We start from the raw sequence: 15,034 nt of genomic DNA, 5'->3' as shown, positions 1-15,034 counted from the left end.
AAAGGAATAAAAATAGAAAGGTTTACATGCGCAAAGTAATTACATACTTCGCACTACCATTATATTAAAAATTCTGTCCACTCTAAAATAGTGTCATTTTCGTCATTTTCGTCATTTTTGTCATTTTCGTCACTGTAATAAATATATTTTTTCTGCTAAGTCATCTTTACGTGCCAAAAAGTTAGTTCTATTTAACCGAGAGTTTGGCATGTCTTTTATTATTTCATCTCTGCGTCTACCCTTTTTTAAGTGACTTAAGAATATAAAGTCAACATGTCCTAACTTCTGTTGGGATTGATTGATAAATTCTACTTCCGCTAACATCTGAGCATGACGTTTACTCATTCTCTCACGACGTATAACAGTGTCCTCTACCTTACTACCATTCTGCCCCTGTGGTTTAGGTAACGTCGCTTGTATGCCATACTGTGCAATCGAATTACTATCACAATCTGGTATTACAGTAATTAAGTATTTGCATGTCATTTGGTAGTTATCAATCATGTTTAATATTGCTTCTTTTGAATACAATCGAGTTCCTCCTTAATCTTCATATTTACTCAATAAGATAATAAGCTAAATCACTTATGATCTCCCTTACTCTTTACACACAACCAAACGAGATACATAACTGGAATAATCACTATCCACCAAGTCATTTAAATACCTCTCTCCATAATCCATTCAAATGAACGTGGTCATGTTCGTCAAAGTCCTTAGGCACTTCCACCTCATCGTTTGCAGTCAACTTATAATACAACTCTCTACCAATACATTTACCTAACTCGTACATAGCGATAGTGAACCATATCTTTAAAATACGTTTAATCATTCCGTTCACTCCTTACCTAATATTTTTTTAATCTCCGCTACTATATCTTTATTCTTTAAGGTCTGCTTCTTTGATGAATGTTCCATTGATTGTCTTTCCTTTTCTTCCTTTGATTTCGTCATAAGCAAATTGTAAACACTCCTGTAATGTCATATCATGTTGTTGCGATAATATGATTAATGTAACGACTGTATCGCCTATACCGTCTTTTAAAGCCTCTAAATTACCACGTGATAATGCTGCGCCGACTTCTCCGGCTTCTTCATAAAATTTAAGTGCTTGTCTATCTGAATTACCATTGTGCAAATCTTTATCAATGCTCCATTGTTGTACTTGTTCTACTAATTGATCTAATGTGTTTTTCATTTCCTTATCCTCCAATTGTTTTTTTAATTCAGCTATATCCTGTATGAGTTCATCACGTTGCTTACGGAAACTGTCACGTTCATTTCTAAACTTCCACCAATCACTACGTGGATAACTTTCATCCCAATCTAAATCATTGTTTCTAATGAATTCTAATAATTGTTCCTTAGTTACTTCTGCCATCTAATTCACACCTTTACTATTTCATATCTATCATCAATCTCTACACGCTCACTACCTACCAACACGGTTAAATAAGGTTCGCCATTAAAGTTATAGTGGAACTCTTCCACAACTGCTGGGAATGAGTTTGTAGCGTTAGGGTATTTAAACCAAATATCATCACCTTTATTTAATTTGTGTAATTCCATCTATCTCGCCACCTTTTTAGGAAAGATATCGTTCTCCATCAAATACTTGCACCACTTACCTCTGCTGTGCTTCTGAGGTACGTTAAACAAGTGAGGTTTATTGCGTTTTAAACGTTCTGTTCTATATCTCTCTAGCTTTTCTTTAAGCGTTTCTTCTTCAACTACATCTTCTTTCAAATTTAACCATTCCTTGCATCTCATTCCGATTGGTGCCTCTACAGCGTCTTCTAGATACCAACCATCGACAATTCTGGTTCTCACATTAGCTAATTGAATATTTTCTTCCTCCATTTTTTTCAAATGCACTGGGTATAATCTGTATTCAATTCCTTTAACTTTAAAATCTATTGTCTCCATGCTTACTCCACCTCTGTTTTATCTATTTCAAAATTCATGTTGAATATATCGTTAGGATTATTTTCTAAACTCTCGCACTTATCAGTCACTGCTTCTTCCAGTTCTTGACCTTTTTCGACTGGAACAAATGTGTTGATGTGACCAGTAATATTAAATTTGAGCATTACTTGTTCTTCTCTAGGCTCCATTGTTCTCCCTCTTTCTCTTACGTCTAACTTTAATCAGTTCGTCATACTCTATCCACTCAAGCCCTGTATACTTAGGTGCTTTACATATCCATGTGAGCTTGATGTTAGGGTATTTATCTCTGAATATTTTCGCTTTCAATTTTGCTACTTCTGTCGGCATACCTTTTACATCTATCACTTCGACCAATACGTCATCTTTAAATAGTGCAAAGTCTGCGATGTATTCTGTTTTACGTTGCTTATTTACTTTAGGTATCAATTCATATCTAGGTTGCAACTCGATATGATCATATTCATCACCTAAGTTACGTTCTAAATATTGGTAATAGTCGCATTCGACCTTGCTATCGAATACAATTCCTTTATACTCAACTTTCTTAGCATTGTATTTACTCATGTCCCACCTCAAAATAAATAGTCATCTATTGTAGTTTGTTGTTGCAATTCTTCCTTACGGTATAACTTGTGTTTCCGTTTCAACTTCGCCAATTCTTCTTTATTGACGTTGCCATTAAACACCTTTTTGAAAGTGCATACCTGCATAGTTGCCAATGTTGAACACATCTTCTGCTAAAGGTATGACACTGCACATTCTCCAACCGCCGATGGTGTATAAATAATATTTGTCTTTATATCCCTCACGCAATCCCATTACTACACCTCCACGATTGGTTGTCTGTATGCTTTTTCTTCTAATTTGCTGTTAATTAAGTTATTCAATTCCTCATCATCTTTCGCCCAATTAATCATCTTTTGAGCGTATAGATCACTGCATTTTAATATCTCTTTGATGTTTGCTTTCGTTACCATGCGTCACGCTCCCTGTAGTCATCGCCTAGAACTTTTACTGTCCTAGCGTTATGTTTCATTCTCGAATTGATACGTTGCCAATTCATATCTTGATTTAAGTGTTTATCACTAAAGTTGGTAGTAAAGATGTTATTCTTTCCAACTCTGTTATCTACAATGCTGAATAGTTTATTTAATGTGTGTTCAGTGTTCTCTACACCTATATCATCAAGCACTAGTAAATCTATGTTGCTTAGTAGTTGTACAAGTTCATCTGTTGTTTCTGCAGCATTCTTGTTATATGTCGCTTTAATACGTTCCATAAGCATTGGAATGTGCATAAATGCCACCGAATAACCTTCATTTTTTATCGCTTTTGCTATGGCATAGGCTAGATGGCTTTTTCCGGTACCATACGAGCCCTGTAATATTAATGACTTAGGTTTATCCACTGAGAACGTTTTGACGTATTCTATAGCCGTATTTTTAGCGTGTGTTTGTTGTTCGTTTTGTGGTTTGTAACTGTTAACCGTTACTCCTTGTAATGAGTGGTTAACAGTGGATTGATTAAAGATATTGTTGATATATTTTTGCTTGCGCTTTTTCTCTGCCTCTTTGCCAGCTTGTATCATTGCACAGTCACAACCATGTCTGAATTCATGTCCGTTGCTAAATTTGTAATAGTCGTAACGATTTCCACACTTCTCACACTTTAGGTCGTGTTTTTCTTCAACAATATTTTTATTGGGCTTTATATTTCTGGCTAGGCTTTCCATTGATTGCATTCAATCACTCCTAATCCCAGTAGCTAGGGTCGTACTTCATTCTTTCAAGTTGATCTACGCCACTAGGTTGTAACTCTTGTTTATAGTCGTTTAAATAGCTTTCGTTACCTAGGAAAGTTTTAGGGTGTTTCTGATATTGTTTATTAGTAATGGTTTTGAGGTACTCTCTAGTACCATTCATGATAGTTTCAAAGTCGTGTTTCTTAAGTGATGATTTAAATAAAGAAAACGCCTTTTTCTTATCTAGCTTTTTGTCATAAAGCAACCACCATTCCTCAAAACGTTCACGCGTAACGTCAGTTGCGCTATTATTATTTATACTTGTAGTATTTAATCTTGTATTATTAATACTTGTATTATTCTCTTGGAAGTTTGCTTCTATAGGGGGTAGGAAATTTTCTTCTATACCCCTGTGGAAATTTTCTTCTATAGGTATAGAAGTTTGCGTCATGGGGTACATTCTTCGTTGTTTAACTTCATTACCTTTATAATCAAATTCAATTTTCAAGTAACCGTGTTCTTTAAGGTTATTTACTCTTGCTGATATAGTTCTTTTGGTTACTTCGTATAGTTTTGCAAAGTAGTTATTACTTGCTGTGCAATAACCAAATTTATTACTTAAGGAAGTGATTTCAGCAAACAACAACTTTTCACTATCTGTAAGTCGATTATCATATCTAACGTTAGCTGTTATTATCGAATAGTAACTTGGTTGATCATTCATTTACTTTCTCCTTTCAACATTCGATTGAGCCTTCCGTCTACAGACACCCAACTGTCATGTAATTTGTATTTCTCATTAAAACTATCCATTCCTATTTGGTGCTGTTCCTTATGATGTCTTGTACATAAAGCCAATACTTTGTTATCTGTATGATCTATCTTTCTTCTATTACGTCCTCGTCCTACTGCGTGATAATGTGCAAGTTCTGCTCTAGGCGTTCCGCATATTACACAGTTACGATTGACTGTTGACCAGTATAGGAACGCTTTATCATTTTTGAGTAGGTCACTCGTCTTATAATTAAGTGGTATATTATTGTGAAACACCCAGTCCAATATGACTTCTATTAATTGACTAGCTTGTTCTCTTGAACAATTACTTAATGACAAGCGTTTATCATAGCCATTTAGAAACGTTATATAATCTTGGAACATTTCCCTCATGTATTCTCGGGGTTGACCAGTATGCGCTTCTATGTCGTTACAAAGTGCGAATATCTTTCTACGTTGCTTATCTGTAATCTTGAACGGATCAACTACCCTTACATCCACTTCAACTTCGTAACCATTGTCTAAAAGTAATGATGTTTTGTTATCTAGTTCTACACCCTCAATGACAACGGTGGTTGTACCGTCATCTTGAGTGATGTAATTTTTAATAATTGGCATCTACATCAGTCCTAGAATGGTAAATCATCATCATCTACATTTGCGTTGTTATTACCAAAAGGGTTGTTTCCTGCTGGTGCTTGTCCTCGTTGCTGTTGAGGTTGGTTGTTTTGTTGGTTGCTATTCTTTGGTTCTAAAAATTGAACGCTGTCAGCCACAACTTCCGTTACGAATACACGTTGGCCATCTTTTTCATAGCTGCGTGTCTGAATACGACCGTCTACTCCGGCAAGTTGTCCTTTTGATAGATAATTATTTACGTTTTCTGCTTGTCGTCTGAAAGCTACTACGTTTATAAAATCAGCCTCTTGTTCGCCATTTTTGTTTTTAAACGGTCTATTTACTGCTAATGTAAATTTTGCATTCGCTACATCGCCTTCATTAAAGTTTGGATCTTTCGTTAATCTACCTACTAAAACTACTCTGTTTATCATTCTTTAATTCCTCCAAGCCATTTATTAATTTGTTGTCTTGTAACGTTGATTTGTTGCTTGTTTAAATCATTTACGTTCATATTTTTTAATTTTTCTATCTGTTCTTGATATTTGCTTGCAGCATTACTTCTTTCAGCAATTTCGATAAAACTATCTGCTTCTTGTCTAAGTAACTCTTTCAATTGATTATTTGATGTTGCATATCTCTCTTGCTTTTGTTTTGCGTCTGCGTCATCTTCATCAGTTGGAATATTGAAGAATTTCATTAGGAAATAACGTTCTGCATATGTTAGTGCTGTACCGTGCGCTTTAGATACATCATCTTGTTGGCCTACTGCAAAGAAAGGAACCTCCAATACTTCTTGAGGGTTATCTGCGTTAATCCATTTATAAGTTAATTTCAATTTAACGATGTGTTCTGTTTTGCCTTTTGCGTTTATAGTTTCGATTATTTCTTCATTTTCTGTATAAGGCACTAACAGCAAGTTATGTTCAATCATCTTGTTGCGTATTCTGTGTAATACTTGTGATCCACTAACATATGAATAGTTGTAGCCCTTCGTATCTTTTGTAAAGCCATCTATGTTAGCTTTAACATCAGCTATTTTTTGGTATAAATTAAGTTGTTCAGTCATACTCAATCTCCTCATATATATCTTGTTCTATGTGCGTATGTTTGATAGCTTTGTGTTCAGTCATATCTATTGAACTTCTATCTATTCCGTTAAATTCCTTAGCATCTCTGAACTCTGTTGAGTATTTAATCGCAGGGAAATTATGGCTAGGTATGTTAGTAATATATAGATCATTATCTTTACGCTTGATGATATATGTCACTGTCTCTTTCAATCTCAATCACTCCTTTATGCAGCATGTCGATTGTTCTATCCATGACTTCGATTGTTTCACTTTGTGTTTTGCACGATTCTATAGCTTTTCTGAAATCTTTTCTAAGTTCAAAATATCTGTCACACATATCTTCGTAACGTTTGTTTAAATAGTCGTAATCGCTTTGCAAGAAATCTAAATCTATTTGGTTTTTGATTAGTTGAGAGTATTCTTCTCTAGTCAACTTGACTGTGATTACCTCTTGCATTTTTTCTCCTCCGCTTGTATATTAGTAATGTAGAAAATCCCAATTACTTAATTTCGACTGTTTGACGTTTACGCGTCTTTCAGTCTTTTTTTCGTTCTCTTTTAACCACTCATTCCAAAAGAATGTGCTAAAGATAAAAGTCAAAATTGCAACGCCTATAATTGTTGTAAAACCACCTCCTAAAAGTAATGTGATGATCATTGCGATGAACATCGTCATGTAGCTTAGTAGGTACTTCATTTATCATCCTCTTCTTTCATTTCTAAAAGTTTTTCGATATATCCTCTTTCTAATGCGAAATCAAATAACATTTGTTGAATGTGTTCAGGCATTACGGCCACTCCCTTCGTGTATAATATATTTATCGTTACTGCGATAGATTGGGGGTGTAATAAATATGGGTAAATATTTGATAACTTATGACCTTAATAGTCCAGGTCAAAAATATACTGATGTGCTTAAGGTAATTAGAAATGAAATATCAAATGGTTATTGTAGTTATTGGGAATCTGCTTACTTGGTAAATTCAAGTTATACTCCAGAACAAATAACTAGATTACTTCAACCTTATTTCGATGAATCAGATCGTTTATTGGTTATTGAAGTTAAACCTAATTACCAAGGTTTACATGATGAAAAAGAATGGGACTTTATAAGTAAAATCATGCAAGCATAGATGCTTTTCCTTTCCTTTCCCATTTACCGTTGACAGAGTCATAGTTATATTTTCTGTTGGAAATAGCATTTCTAATCTCTTCCGCCAAGATGACGATTAGGAGTGCTATTTTAATGAGTTGTAGTTTGTTCATCGGTAAACCTCCTCTAAAGTGCCGTTTCTGACACCATTAAATTTTGTTCTATAAAGTCAATTGCCGGTCTAATCTTGATGTAGCGTTTATGATTTTTGCCAAATCGGTACATACATTTCTCTTGAAATTCTTTATTGCTATAAACGTGCTTTTCTAAATCGTTTTTAGAAATTCCACTTACTTTTACGAATTCTTTGGCGTCTGCGAATCCAATGTATTCCATTTAAAACATTCCTTTCGTGTATAATGAATTTATTAAATAAAAATGGGGGTTTACTATGGAATTTATTCAATCTACTTTGTTTTCCAATATAATTGCTGTAATAGCCTTATTAGTTGCAATAGCGAGTTTTCTATATGCTTATTTAAGCAATCGACCTAGCATTGAAATCAGCGATTTCTATACCGATCAACTAGATAATGAAAATAATTTGATAAAATGTGGTTTTGTTATCGCAAATGTTTCACCAAAAACAATTACCGTTAAAGAAATCAATCTATTTGATAGCGATAATATGAAATTAGATAACATTCATATTCAATCTCCAAAAGACGCTTATATGAGATATCCTAATCCCTTAACATCTCCGTATAGTTGTAGTCCTTTTACTGAAAATGAAATCTTTATACCTAATGCAAAAATCGAATTTTCTTATCATCTGAAAGAAAAACCTAAAGTTGTTGAAATAGTTACTGATAAGCGCATTTGGTACTTTAGCAAGAAACGTAAATTTAATTTTTAATGTTAATGATTAATGCTAATATCATGAAAATTACTGTTAGCAACATACAAATATTTGTAAATAGCATATTTTTAACCTCCTGTTAGAAAAGAAATAATTCTGCATTTTTTGCATTTTCTTTGTTTACAACTCTAGTAAGTATTTCTGGTTTTAAAATTCTCTCAATCTTTAAAACCTTCCACGTCACAACTGCCATTGTGATGAGGAGGGTTGTTTTGTATAGAATGTTCATGTTATGCCTCCTCATCTTCGTCATATTCGATAATTGGTTTAGGCGCTATACCTATCTCTATATCGATTGCGTCATAATTTAAATCTTCGATAGCTTCTTCAATTTCATTTACTGCACTTTTGATTTTTGATGCTTCAGGTACTCCGTATTGAATTTTTAAACTTTTCATTTTTGTTTCTCCCTTTCGTGTATAATGTTTTTATCTCCTTATGAAAGGAGGTGTACAATGTGGACAAAATTTATTTCGACCCTCAACAATTTGCAAATGCATATTTAAGTACTCAAGAATTCAAACCAAGTAATTATGAAAGCGAACAAGATATGCTTGATGAAGCATTTGCTGTATATTTAATGGCGTTTGAACATGCTAGAGCTTTTGTTGAGAAGAACCAAAACGACGAGTAGTTTTAACATTTTTATTGTTTGTAAAATTAATTGTCGTTTTTCTAGTATTTACTTCAATCTTCATGACCTTCCACGTCACAACTGCCATTGTGATGAGGAGGGTTGTTTTAAATAGTTTGTCCATTCTATTCACTCCTTAATTTGTTTGCTCGATTGTGGGTTAATATATAAATTTATCTTTCTGCTATACTCCTTATGAGGAGGTGATATTGTGCTTACTAATGAAGCCGAGTTCGTTTTACTTCAACTTTATCGTTGTTATGAAGACGATATTCAAGATGGTAAAACCAAAAGAGAAGCAAGATATTTTGAAGATGAACATAGTGTTCGTGATAATTACTTTATTGGTATAAATTTAGAAGATTTTCATTTAGCTTTAATGGAACTTTCAAACCACGGCTATTTAAATACACAGAAACCCACAATGGATGGTTATCCGGAATTTTTACTAGAACCATCAGCTATAGCTGAAATGCAAAATCGTTATACAAAGAACCTAAATAAAGTTCTAAAAAGGATTAATGAATTGAAAAAGTTAATTCTTTTTTAGACCCACCACTTCCCAATCATCAGCTAATAAGTCTTCTGCCATTGGTTGCCACAATGGATAGAAGGCTTTTTGCCTTGGCTTCACAACTACGTATCCATAACTATTTGTAGGTAAAAGTTCTAAGTTGTCTCCTGGTTTTCTAAATGTTTCAAATTCAGATGAGCGATAAATTGGTTTACCTCTTTCCATAGCTAACTTTGTTGCCTCTTGTATATTCATAGCTACCTCCTTTAATTTGTTTGTTCGATTGTGGGAGGTGGCTCAGAACCACCTCGTGTGGTATAATTAACTTGTTGATATTTACTCGTTGGCTGCTTATTTAGCAGTCTTTTTTTGTGCCCATTCTTTTCTAGCGTTTTCAATAATTAAATCACCATTATTTTTAATGTAGTATTCTATAAATAAAGGACTATCTTGACTTAATTTGTCATTGTATTTATCGATGAATTCTTTCAATGCTTCGGTAAGGTTATAACCTTTAGTTCTTAGGTCATCATCAAATTTCTTTTGCAATACTTTTCTTATCAATCTATCCCCATCAAACCCCTCTATTCTAAATAAGGAATACATCGCTAATGCTGGTTTTGTTCTTTTAGGGGTATCAGTTTCTTTTCTAAATTTCTCGTAATATTTAAGGAAGTTAAGTGTTTCTTCAAAATTAATAAATTCAAAACTTCCTGATTTAATAAGTTTATTAACATCTGTAGCTGTAGTTTGGTTTCTTGCTACTGAAATAACTACTGTAGTACCTGCATACTTTTTATTGAGTAAATTTAATAGCGATACATATTCTTCCGAACCTTGATTCGCATAACTTTCAATGTAATTCAACATGTTCCATTTTCTTTGTGTTGTGTTCATTCTTACTATGTCATGTTCATTTAATCCCGGTTTAATGATATATTCAATCGGTACTCCTGCTTTTTTAGCGTGTTCCAATCTATGCTGTCCGTCGATAACCACCATGTATTCGTTAACGATGATTGGACTGACAAACCCTTCCTTTGCTTGTTCCAACATTTCATCCGTGAAAAGAACATTTCTATTGAATTTAGTGAATTTAAACATATCTAGATCGTCCGTTTTATATACTTCGTTTACTGGTAAATTCATTGTGTTTTGTTCAAATGCTTCTCCGTTAATATCTACTCGTTTCATAATTTATTGCTCCTTTAACTTTTTAATAATTTTTTCTAATTTATTTATTACTTCTTGTTCACTAATGTGATGTTTATAATTTTGAATAAATACTTCTGATGGTTCTAAAATTTTCAATAATATCGGTGTGTAATCTTCGTTGTCATCCTCTTTAGTGAAAGTTGCCACATTACTAGGTTGATCCATCATATCTTTAACTTCATTCCTAAAGTCGTCTGCCAGATTTTTATAATATTCACGTTCACTTTCAAGATGTTCATTCATATTTTTTATGCTTTGATAATCTTCTGGCTCCGTATACTTCTCAACCACTTCTGGCTCCCTATTCTCTGCATCTTCGAGTTGCTTACGTGCAATCGATTCAGAACGTTGCGCTTGTTCTACTTGAGATTGAAGTTGAGCGTTTTGTTCGTCACGTTGCTTAAGTTGACGTTTTAAGTCTTCTAATTCTTTTCGTGTCATATCTGAAGGTTTCTTAACTTCTCCGTTGCTTAGTTCTTGAGGTTCTTCTCTTATGTCGTTAGGTAAAGTTGCTAATTCATACATGACAGTCAAACCTAGATTTTTCCCCGGGGAAATTTCAGAGAATTCTTCGCTAACTTTAATAAATTTACTTGCTTGCGATTTATTCAAATTAACTTTTTCAAGCCATTTACCGAACTCTCCGTGAGCTAAATCGTTTTCTTTCACGTGCTTCAATCTTCGTCCAATCTCGAAAATCGACTGACCAGCGATGTTTTGATAACTTTTAATTTCTGTTTCTATTGTGGTTAAGTCGTTACTAAGTTGTAGTTCGTTCATATTAACCTCCTTTTAAAAGTTATAAAAAGTTATACAAATGGTAAAATTTTTTATATTTTAATTTGGTCGATTTCTACATCGTATAACTTTGCTAAAGCATAAACTGTTACATTGCTTAAATCAGTTTCTTCTTTTTCCCAATGTCCGACAGTTTTAGGATTTACTCCTAAAATATCCGCTACTTCTTGTTGCTTTAAATCTCTAATCAATCTCCACTTTCTAACTGTTAGTTGTTCTGGCATGTTGTTCACCTCTCTTTCACACGTATAACTTTATATTACTTTAAATGACTTGTCAACGGATAAAGTTATATTTTTTCGATAAAAGTTATAAAAAGTATTGTAAAGTAATGTTTGTTGTGGTAAGTTAATATTACATTAAGTAATATTAAAGGAGACATTTATGGAAAATAACAACGTTAGAAAAAAATTATCTGAAAGCCTACAAGAACTTATGAAAGAAAGAAATATCGACCAAAAAGAACTTGCTGAAGCTATTGGAGTAACTCAACCTACGGTCTCAAATTGGATTCAACAAACAAAATATCCACGTATAAAAAGAATCCAACAACTTGCAGATTACTTTAATGTACCTAAATCAAGAATTACAGAAGGGAAAAAGGAAATACAACAAGATACAATGGCTGCTCATTTTGACAAAGACGATCTAACAGAAGAAGAAATGAAAGAAGTTCAAGACTTTATTAAATTTATTAAAAGTAAAAGAAATTAAAAAGGGTGTATTGAATGGGGTTATATGAAGAATTGTGTATTAAAAACGACTGGATAGAGATTGAAGAAACTAATCGTTTACCTAAATTTCAACCCGGTTTTTATATAAATGGTAAAATTTATATCAATAGCAACCTATCCGAAACACGCAAAGCAGAGGTTCTCTTCGAAGAACTAGCACATCACAAACTTACATATGGGAACATCTTAGACCAATCTGAATTCAACAACCGTAAATTTGAAAACTATGCTAGGCGTTACGGATATGAAGCTGCCCTACCTTTGCACATCATTGTGGAGGCATATAATTATGGTATTAGTAACTTATATGAATTAGCTGAATATGTTCAATTAAGCGAAAAATATATAGCAGAAATATTGAAACATTACAAAAATAAATATGGTATTGGAACTCACTTCGGAGAATACTTAATTACATTTGATCCGTTGAGAGTTTTTAAATATAAAGAAATATAAACAAAGGAGAAATTTAATGAAAACAGAAAATTTTAAAAAGCAATGGATAATGTGGACCATCCTTGTAACATCTTTGATTAGTATAGGCACTCCAGGTATTGCTATAATCCCTTTTGCTCTATCGATATATGCATTATATAAATTAATAGTTGTTAAAAAAATTGCAGAACCTGATGTGGCAACACTCCAAGAATTGAAAGAAAAAAATAAGAGTTTGGAAAGTGAAATACAAGAGTTGCAGAACTTAAAAATAGATTTGATGACAAATATAGAAAGAGGTACAAAAAAACTTGAGCAAATAACTAATTATCTAAATGAAAAATTGATTAAATATGATGTAGAGTTAACTTATCCTTTTGATTTACTAGAAGTAGACTCGTCTGAAATTAATACACACATAAAAAAATTAGAAATGAAAGAAAGAGATTTAGTGAGTCTTGAAAAAGTGAAAATATTTAATGATTCTAAAGAGGATAAGAAACATCAAAATGCGCAAGCTAAACAAATCATAAGATTGTTTAATGCTGAAACTTCTCAAATAATTAATAATGTAAACGGTAAAAACATTGAAAGTTTGCAGAACAAAATATTTAAAAGTTATGAAGGAATAAATAAAATTTTTGAAACTGATAATGTGCGTATTCCAGAAGACTTACTAGACATAAAACTTGAGATGTTAGATTTAAAACACAAACACAAAATTAAGCAAGAAGATGAAAAAATAGTCAGAAGAGAAGAACGAGCTAGAATGAAAGAAATACAACAAGCCGAAAAAGAGATGGAGAAAAAATTAAAAGACCTTGATAAAGATATTAAACACCATAATAACGAAATCGAAAAACTGACTAAGTATCTTAATAACACTAACCTACAAGTCGAAAAAGAATTATATATTGAAAAAATTAAAGAATTAGACGAATCTCTAAAAAATTTAAGTTCTGAACGAGAAAATATAGAAGATAGAAAAGAAAATGCTCAGTCAGGATTTGTTTATGTAATATCTAATATCGGTTCGTTTGGAGAAAACGTTTATAAGATTGGAGTAACACGAAGATTAGAACCTATGGACAGAATTAATGAATTAAGTAGCGCTTCTGTTCCCTTTGAATTCGATGTACACGCTTTAATTTTTTCTGAAAATGCTTTTGAACTCGAAAGCAAATTGCACAATCACTTTAAAAAATATAAAGTTAATAAAGTTAATGGAAGAAAAGAATTCTTTAAAGTTAATATTGATGAAATTAAGGATAAAATTTTATCAGAACACAATAATACAGTTCAATTTACAGACGAACCAAAAGCTTTACAATACAGAGAAACTTTAAGGTTAACTTCACAATAATTTTACGGGTAGCATGCCTACCCTTATTATTTTTTATTTTTTTAGGAGGAATAGGCAAAATGGCAACATTTACAGTTAATAAACGTAAAAATAAAACAAGTTCATCGTGGCAGTACGACGTTAAACACCCTAGTTTAAAATCGGGGAAGAAACGTAAATCTGGATTCAAAACTAAAGCAGAAGCCACTAATGCAGCGCAACAATTAATTAGAGATTTAGAAGATGGAAACCACATAGAAGAAAGTAAAAGGTTTGTTGATTATTATAATGACTGGATTGAAATTAAAAATAAGAAACAGTTATCTACCAAACAATTTTATTGGTATGAAAGAGCTATCAAGTTATTTACCGAACACTTCGGAGAACACATGTTAGTGAAAAATATTACTCGAACAGAATATCAGAAGTTTTTAAATAGCTACGGTAAAGGGCGTACAGATGAAACAGTAAGAAAAGTACACGGATGCTTAATGAGATGTATTAGAGATGCAGTTTATGATGGTTATTTAAGGAAAGACCCTACTTATAATGTGACTGTTAATGGAACTGAAAATGCGAAAGATGAAAAATTTAAATATATAACTATTAAAGATTATTTAGCAATGATGGATTATTTTAAATCAAGAAATGAAGAGAGTTATATATTTCTATATATATTATCGATAACCGGTGCGAGATATAGTGATGTGATCAACATGACGTACAAAGATTTAAATAAAGCACCTGGAGTCGTTCATCTTCCAGGAACAAAAACAAAAAATTCAAAACGAGATGTTGAAGTTAATCCAAAAGATATTACACATATTAATACAAAATTATCAAAATTGCCTCGTCGTATTAATGGTAAGTTGTTTAACGTTAGTCATACAGCCATAAGCAACGCTTTTAACCACACTAAACAAGCTATCGGATTAAACGATAATAACATCACACCCTATTCACTTAGACATACACACACTTCTTATTTATTATCTAAAGGAATACCAATTGAATATATAAGTAAACGTTTAGGGCACGCTACTATATCTCAAACATTAGACACGTATTCTCATTTATTAGAAGAACATAAAAAAGAGCAAGGTCAACGTGTCAGAGAATTATTCTCTTGACACATATTTGACACTTACTCTCTCAAAACCCTGTCATATCAAGTGTTTAGTACGGAGAGTGAGGGAT

Annotated in this window: 33 protein-coding genes; 8 read left to right on the top strand and 25 right to left on the bottom strand. The window is 32.7% G+C overall.

Translation table 11 applies throughout. The annotated features are described in order from the left end of the window. Positions 1-129: 129 nt before the first annotated feature. From MHI13_RS22905 to MHI13_RS22825, 17 genes are all read right to left on the bottom strand, one after another. On the bottom strand, positions 130-531 hold the full coding sequence (locus MHI13_RS22905) for a hypothetical protein (RefSeq protein ID WP_103157017.1): 402 nt from the start codon (positions 529-531) through the stop codon (positions 130-132). 124 nt (positions 532-655) lie between these two features. Continuing rightward, positions 656-832: a transcriptional activator RinB gene (rinB, locus tag MHI13_RS22900; RefSeq protein ID WP_064210305.1), complete on the bottom strand. Its 177-nt coding sequence runs from the start codon at positions 830-832 to the stop codon at positions 656-658. A gap of 48 nt (positions 833-880) precedes the next feature. After that, entirely contained in the window at positions 881-1,198 is a 318-nt protein-coding gene (locus tag MHI13_RS22895) for a MazG-like family protein (RefSeq protein ID WP_243081566.1), read from the bottom strand. Between the two features lie 188 nt (positions 1,199-1,386). After that, positions 1,387-1,569 carry a hypothetical protein gene (locus tag MHI13_RS22890; protein ID WP_049399505.1) on the bottom strand — a complete coding sequence of 61 codons (183 nt, stop codon included), beginning with the start codon at positions 1,567-1,569 and terminating at the stop codon, positions 1,387-1,389. After that, positions 1,570-1,926, bottom strand: coding sequence for an SA1788 family PVL leukocidin-associated protein (locus tag MHI13_RS22885; RefSeq protein WP_234752163.1), 357 nt, complete (start codon positions 1,924-1,926; stop codon positions 1,570-1,572). 2 nt (positions 1,927-1,928) lie between these two features. After that, complete coding sequence (locus MHI13_RS22880) at positions 1,929-2,114, bottom strand: hypothetical protein (protein WP_234752164.1); 186 nt, start codon at positions 2,112-2,114, stop codon at positions 1,929-1,931. Then, a complete protein-coding gene (locus MHI13_RS22875; RefSeq protein ID WP_234752166.1) occupies positions 2,104-2,511 on the bottom strand; it encodes a DUF1064 domain-containing protein in 408 nt (135 codons plus the stop codon). Before MHI13_RS22875 ends, MHI13_RS22880 begins: the two co-directional genes overlap by 11 nt. 114 nt (positions 2,512-2,625) lie before the next feature. Next, complete coding sequence (locus MHI13_RS23535; RefSeq protein WP_445684218.1) at positions 2,626-2,766, bottom strand: hypothetical protein; 141 nt, start codon at positions 2,764-2,766, stop codon at positions 2,626-2,628. Positions 2,767-2,768: 2 nt separating this feature from the next. Further along, the gene (locus MHI13_RS22865) at positions 2,769-2,924 is read right to left on the bottom strand and encodes a hypothetical protein (protein ID WP_168995397.1); all 156 of its coding nucleotides are present in this window, start codon (positions 2,922-2,924) and stop codon (positions 2,769-2,771) included. Further along, positions 2,918-3,679 (bottom strand): ATP-binding protein, encoded by a 762-nt coding sequence (locus MHI13_RS22860; protein ID WP_445684217.1) that lies wholly within the window; start codon positions 3,677-3,679, stop codon positions 2,918-2,920. The genes MHI13_RS22865 and MHI13_RS22860 overlap by 7 nt, the downstream gene beginning before the upstream one ends. A 19-nt stretch (positions 3,680-3,698) precedes the next feature. After that, positions 3,699-4,412, bottom strand: coding sequence for a helix-turn-helix domain-containing protein (locus tag MHI13_RS22855; protein WP_234752172.1), 714 nt, complete (start codon positions 4,410-4,412; stop codon positions 3,699-3,701). Next, entirely contained in the window at positions 4,409-5,080 is a 672-nt protein-coding gene (locus tag MHI13_RS22850; protein WP_234752173.1) for a putative HNHc nuclease, read from the bottom strand. The genes MHI13_RS22855 and MHI13_RS22850 overlap by 4 nt, the downstream gene beginning before the upstream one ends. An 11-nt stretch (positions 5,081-5,091) precedes the next feature. Further along, positions 5,092-5,514, bottom strand: a complete 423-nt coding sequence (gene ssb, locus MHI13_RS22845) for a single-stranded DNA-binding protein (protein ID WP_234752174.1) — start codon at positions 5,512-5,514, stop codon at positions 5,092-5,094. Then, entirely contained in the window at positions 5,511-6,149 is a 639-nt protein-coding gene (locus tag MHI13_RS22840) for an ERF family protein (protein WP_234752176.1), read from the bottom strand. The genes ssb and MHI13_RS22840 overlap by 4 nt, the downstream gene beginning before the upstream one ends. Continuing rightward, positions 6,142-6,363, bottom strand: a complete 222-nt coding sequence (locus MHI13_RS22835) for a DUF2483 family protein (protein ID WP_234752178.1) — start codon at positions 6,361-6,363, stop codon at positions 6,142-6,144. Before MHI13_RS22835 ends, MHI13_RS22840 begins: the two co-directional genes overlap by 8 nt. Next, complete coding sequence (locus tag MHI13_RS22830; protein ID WP_234752180.1) at positions 6,329-6,610, bottom strand: hypothetical protein; 282 nt, start codon at positions 6,608-6,610, stop codon at positions 6,329-6,331. Before MHI13_RS22830 ends, MHI13_RS22835 begins: the two co-directional genes overlap by 35 nt. 21 nt (positions 6,611-6,631) lie before the next feature. Beyond that, the gene (locus MHI13_RS22825) at positions 6,632-6,850 is read right to left on the bottom strand and encodes a hypothetical protein (RefSeq protein ID WP_098905438.1); all 219 of its coding nucleotides are present in this window, start codon (positions 6,848-6,850) and stop codon (positions 6,632-6,634) included. 157 nt (positions 6,851-7,007) lie between these two features. Between MHI13_RS22825 and MHI13_RS22820 the strand changes: the two genes are divergently transcribed. After that, complete coding sequence (locus tag MHI13_RS22820) at positions 7,008-7,286, top strand: hypothetical protein (RefSeq protein WP_168995384.1); 279 nt, start codon at positions 7,008-7,010, stop codon at positions 7,284-7,286. Here MHI13_RS22820 and MHI13_RS22815 read toward each other — a convergent pair. Continuing rightward, positions 7,273-7,419 (bottom strand): hypothetical protein, encoded by a 147-nt coding sequence (locus tag MHI13_RS22815; protein ID WP_168995383.1) that lies wholly within the window; start codon positions 7,417-7,419, stop codon positions 7,273-7,275. The two genes, MHI13_RS22820 and MHI13_RS22815, sit on opposite strands and share 14 nt — an antisense overlap. Positions 7,420-7,432: 13 nt before the next feature. Next, entirely contained in the window at positions 7,433-7,642 is a 210-nt protein-coding gene (locus MHI13_RS22810; RefSeq protein ID WP_049399210.1) for a hypothetical protein, read from the bottom strand. A gap of 55 nt (positions 7,643-7,697) precedes the next feature. Between MHI13_RS22810 and MHI13_RS22805 the strand changes: the two genes are divergently transcribed. After that, positions 7,698-8,162, top strand: coding sequence for a hypothetical protein (locus MHI13_RS22805; RefSeq protein WP_049399208.1), 465 nt, complete (start codon positions 7,698-7,700; stop codon positions 8,160-8,162). 82 nt (positions 8,163-8,244) lie between these two features. Here the strand turns inward: MHI13_RS22805 and MHI13_RS22800 are convergent, their stop codons facing one another. Continuing rightward, positions 8,245-8,394 (bottom strand): hypothetical protein, encoded by a 150-nt coding sequence (locus MHI13_RS22800; RefSeq protein WP_168995382.1) that lies wholly within the window; start codon positions 8,392-8,394, stop codon positions 8,245-8,247. Position 8,395: 1 nt separating this feature from the next. Continuing rightward, the gene (locus MHI13_RS22795) at positions 8,396-8,563 is read right to left on the bottom strand and encodes a hypothetical protein (protein WP_168995380.1); all 168 of its coding nucleotides are present in this window, start codon (positions 8,561-8,563) and stop codon (positions 8,396-8,398) included. A gap of 59 nt (positions 8,564-8,622) precedes the next feature. On the opposite strand from MHI13_RS22795, the gene MHI13_RS22790 reads away from it, so the two are divergent. Continuing rightward, positions 8,623-8,799 (top strand): hypothetical protein, encoded by a 177-nt coding sequence (locus tag MHI13_RS22790; RefSeq protein WP_023350557.1) that lies wholly within the window; start codon positions 8,623-8,625, stop codon positions 8,797-8,799. Positions 8,800-9,010: 211 nt separating this feature from the next. Continuing rightward, positions 9,011-9,349 carry a hypothetical protein gene (locus MHI13_RS22780; protein WP_234752181.1) on the top strand — a complete coding sequence of 113 codons (339 nt, stop codon included), beginning with the start codon at positions 9,011-9,013 and terminating at the stop codon, positions 9,347-9,349. Here the strand turns inward: MHI13_RS22780 and MHI13_RS22775 are convergent. The 4 genes from MHI13_RS22775 to MHI13_RS22760 all read right to left on the bottom strand — a co-directional run bounded on the left by MHI13_RS22775 (position 9,335) and on the right by MHI13_RS22760 (position 11,550). Then, on the bottom strand, positions 9,335-9,568 hold the full coding sequence (locus tag MHI13_RS22775; protein WP_030058915.1) for a Thoeris anti-defense Tad2 family protein: 234 nt from the start codon (positions 9,566-9,568) through the stop codon (positions 9,335-9,337). The two genes, MHI13_RS22780 and MHI13_RS22775, sit on opposite strands and share 15 nt — an antisense overlap. A 96-nt stretch (positions 9,569-9,664) precedes the next feature. Continuing rightward, positions 9,665-10,507: a ParB N-terminal domain-containing protein gene (locus tag MHI13_RS22770; RefSeq protein WP_234752182.1), complete on the bottom strand. Its 843-nt coding sequence runs from the start codon at positions 10,505-10,507 to the stop codon at positions 9,665-9,667. A gap of 3 nt (positions 10,508-10,510) precedes the next feature. Beyond that, a complete protein-coding gene (locus tag MHI13_RS22765; protein ID WP_234752183.1) occupies positions 10,511-11,308 on the bottom strand; it encodes a DUF3102 domain-containing protein in 798 nt (265 codons plus the stop codon). Positions 11,309-11,358: 50 nt separating this feature from the next. Then, entirely contained in the window at positions 11,359-11,550 is a 192-nt protein-coding gene (locus MHI13_RS22760; RefSeq protein ID WP_193625970.1) for a helix-turn-helix transcriptional regulator, read from the bottom strand. Between the two features lie 160 nt (positions 11,551-11,710). On the opposite strand from MHI13_RS22760, the gene MHI13_RS22755 reads away from it, so the two are divergent. The 4 genes from MHI13_RS22755 to MHI13_RS22740 are packed head-to-tail and all read left to right on the top strand — an operon-like array spanning position 11,711 to position 14,967. Further along, positions 11,711-12,040 carry a helix-turn-helix domain-containing protein gene (locus MHI13_RS22755; protein ID WP_193625969.1) on the top strand — a complete coding sequence of 110 codons (330 nt, stop codon included), beginning with the start codon at positions 11,711-11,713 and terminating at the stop codon, positions 12,038-12,040. Positions 12,041-12,054: 14 nt separating this feature from the next. Continuing rightward, a complete protein-coding gene (locus tag MHI13_RS22750; protein WP_098905431.1) occupies positions 12,055-12,516 on the top strand; it encodes an ImmA/IrrE family metallo-endopeptidase in 462 nt (153 codons plus the stop codon). Between the two features lie 16 nt (positions 12,517-12,532). Continuing rightward, positions 12,533-13,858 (top strand): DUF4041 domain-containing protein, encoded by a 1,326-nt coding sequence (locus MHI13_RS22745; protein WP_098905430.1) that lies wholly within the window; start codon positions 12,533-12,535, stop codon positions 13,856-13,858. Between the two features lie 59 nt (positions 13,859-13,917). After that, positions 13,918-14,967: a tyrosine-type recombinase/integrase gene (locus MHI13_RS22740; protein ID WP_098905429.1), complete on the top strand. Its 1,050-nt coding sequence runs from the start codon at positions 13,918-13,920 to the stop codon at positions 14,965-14,967. Positions 14,968-15,034: the final 67 nt, after the last annotated feature.

The organism is Staphylococcus sp. FSL K6-0223 (assembly GCF_038008285.1).
This window is presented reverse-complemented; position numbering and strand designations above follow the sequence as displayed.

Excerpts from the sequence above, each read along its gene's own strand:
- MHI13_RS22855 (WP_234752172.1), bottom strand. The coding sequence starts at position 4,412 with ATGAATGATCAACCAAGTTACTATTCGATAATAACAGCTAACGTTAGA.
- MHI13_RS22895 (WP_243081566.1), bottom strand. The coding sequence starts at position 1,198 with ATGAAAAACACATTAGATCAATTAGTAGAACAAGTACAACAATGGAGC.
- MHI13_RS22865 (WP_168995397.1), bottom strand. The coding sequence starts at position 2,924 with ATGGTAACGAAAGCAAACATCAAAGAGATATTAAAATGCAGTGATCTA.
- MHI13_RS22745 (WP_098905430.1), top strand. The coding sequence starts at position 12,533 with ATGAAAACAGAAAATTTTAAAAAGCAATGGATAATGTGGACCATCCTT.
- MHI13_RS22795 (WP_168995380.1), bottom strand. The coding sequence starts at position 8,563 with ATGAAAAGTTTAAAAATTCAATACGGAGTACCTGAAGCATCAAAAATC.
- MHI13_RS22815 (WP_168995383.1), bottom strand. The coding sequence starts at position 7,419 with ATGAACAAACTACAACTCATTAAAATAGCACTCCTAATCGTCATCTTG.
- MHI13_RS22770 (WP_234752182.1), bottom strand. The coding sequence starts at position 10,507 with ATGAAACGAGTAGATATTAACGGAGAAGCATTTGAACAAAACACAATG.
- MHI13_RS23535 (WP_445684218.1), bottom strand. The coding sequence starts at position 2,766 with ATGGGATTGCGTGAGGGATATAAAGACAAATATTATTTATACACCATC.
- ssb (WP_234752174.1), bottom strand. The coding sequence starts at position 5,514 with ATGATAAACAGAGTAGTTTTAGTAGGTAGATTAACGAAAGATCCAAAC.
- MHI13_RS22820 (WP_168995384.1), top strand. The coding sequence starts at position 7,008 with ATGGGTAAATATTTGATAACTTATGACCTTAATAGTCCAGGTCAAAAA.
- MHI13_RS22765 (WP_234752183.1), bottom strand. The coding sequence starts at position 11,308 with ATGAACGAACTACAACTTAGTAACGACTTAACCACAATAGAAACAGAA.
- MHI13_RS22805 (WP_049399208.1), top strand. The coding sequence starts at position 7,698 with ATGGAATTTATTCAATCTACTTTGTTTTCCAATATAATTGCTGTAATA.
- MHI13_RS22850 (WP_234752173.1), bottom strand. The coding sequence starts at position 5,080 with ATGCCAATTATTAAAAATTACATCACTCAAGATGACGGTACAACCACC.
- MHI13_RS22890 (WP_049399505.1), bottom strand. The coding sequence starts at position 1,569 with ATGGAATTACACAAATTAAATAAAGGTGATGATATTTGGTTTAAATAC.
- MHI13_RS22860 (WP_445684217.1), bottom strand. The coding sequence starts at position 3,679 with ATGGAAAGCCTAGCCAGAAATATAAAGCCCAATAAAAATATTGTTGAA.
- MHI13_RS22885 (WP_234752163.1), bottom strand. The coding sequence starts at position 1,926 with ATGGAGACAATAGATTTTAAAGTTAAAGGAATTGAATACAGATTATAC.
- MHI13_RS22755 (WP_193625969.1), top strand. The coding sequence starts at position 11,711 with ATGGAAAATAACAACGTTAGAAAAAAATTATCTGAAAGCCTACAAGAA.
- MHI13_RS22810 (WP_049399210.1), bottom strand. The coding sequence starts at position 7,642 with ATGGAATACATTGGATTCGCAGACGCCAAAGAATTCGTAAAAGTAAGT.
- MHI13_RS22750 (WP_098905431.1), top strand. The coding sequence starts at position 12,055 with ATGGGGTTATATGAAGAATTGTGTATTAAAAACGACTGGATAGAGATT.
- MHI13_RS22800 (WP_168995382.1), bottom strand. The coding sequence starts at position 8,394 with ATGAACATTCTATACAAAACAACCCTCCTCATCACAATGGCAGTTGTG.
- MHI13_RS22875 (WP_234752166.1), bottom strand. The coding sequence starts at position 2,511 with ATGAGTAAATACAATGCTAAGAAAGTTGAGTATAAAGGAATTGTATTC.
- MHI13_RS22880 (WP_234752164.1), bottom strand. The coding sequence starts at position 2,114 with ATGGAGCCTAGAGAAGAACAAGTAATGCTCAAATTTAATATTACTGGT.
- MHI13_RS22775 (WP_030058915.1), bottom strand. The coding sequence starts at position 9,568 with ATGAATATACAAGAGGCAACAAAGTTAGCTATGGAAAGAGGTAAACCA.
- MHI13_RS22825 (WP_098905438.1), bottom strand. The coding sequence starts at position 6,850 with ATGAAGTACCTACTAAGCTACATGACGATGTTCATCGCAATGATCATC.
- MHI13_RS22840 (WP_234752176.1), bottom strand. The coding sequence starts at position 6,149 with ATGACTGAACAACTTAATTTATACCAAAAAATAGCTGATGTTAAAGCT.
- MHI13_RS22830 (WP_234752180.1), bottom strand. The coding sequence starts at position 6,610 with ATGCAAGAGGTAATCACAGTCAAGTTGACTAGAGAAGAATACTCTCAA.
- rinB (WP_064210305.1), bottom strand. The coding sequence starts at position 832 with ATGATTAAACGTATTTTAAAGATATGGTTCACTATCGCTATGTACGAG.
- MHI13_RS22760 (WP_193625970.1), bottom strand. The coding sequence starts at position 11,550 with ATGCCAGAACAACTAACAGTTAGAAAGTGGAGATTGATTAGAGATTTA.
- MHI13_RS22740 (WP_098905429.1), top strand. The coding sequence starts at position 13,918 with ATGGCAACATTTACAGTTAATAAACGTAAAAATAAAACAAGTTCATCG.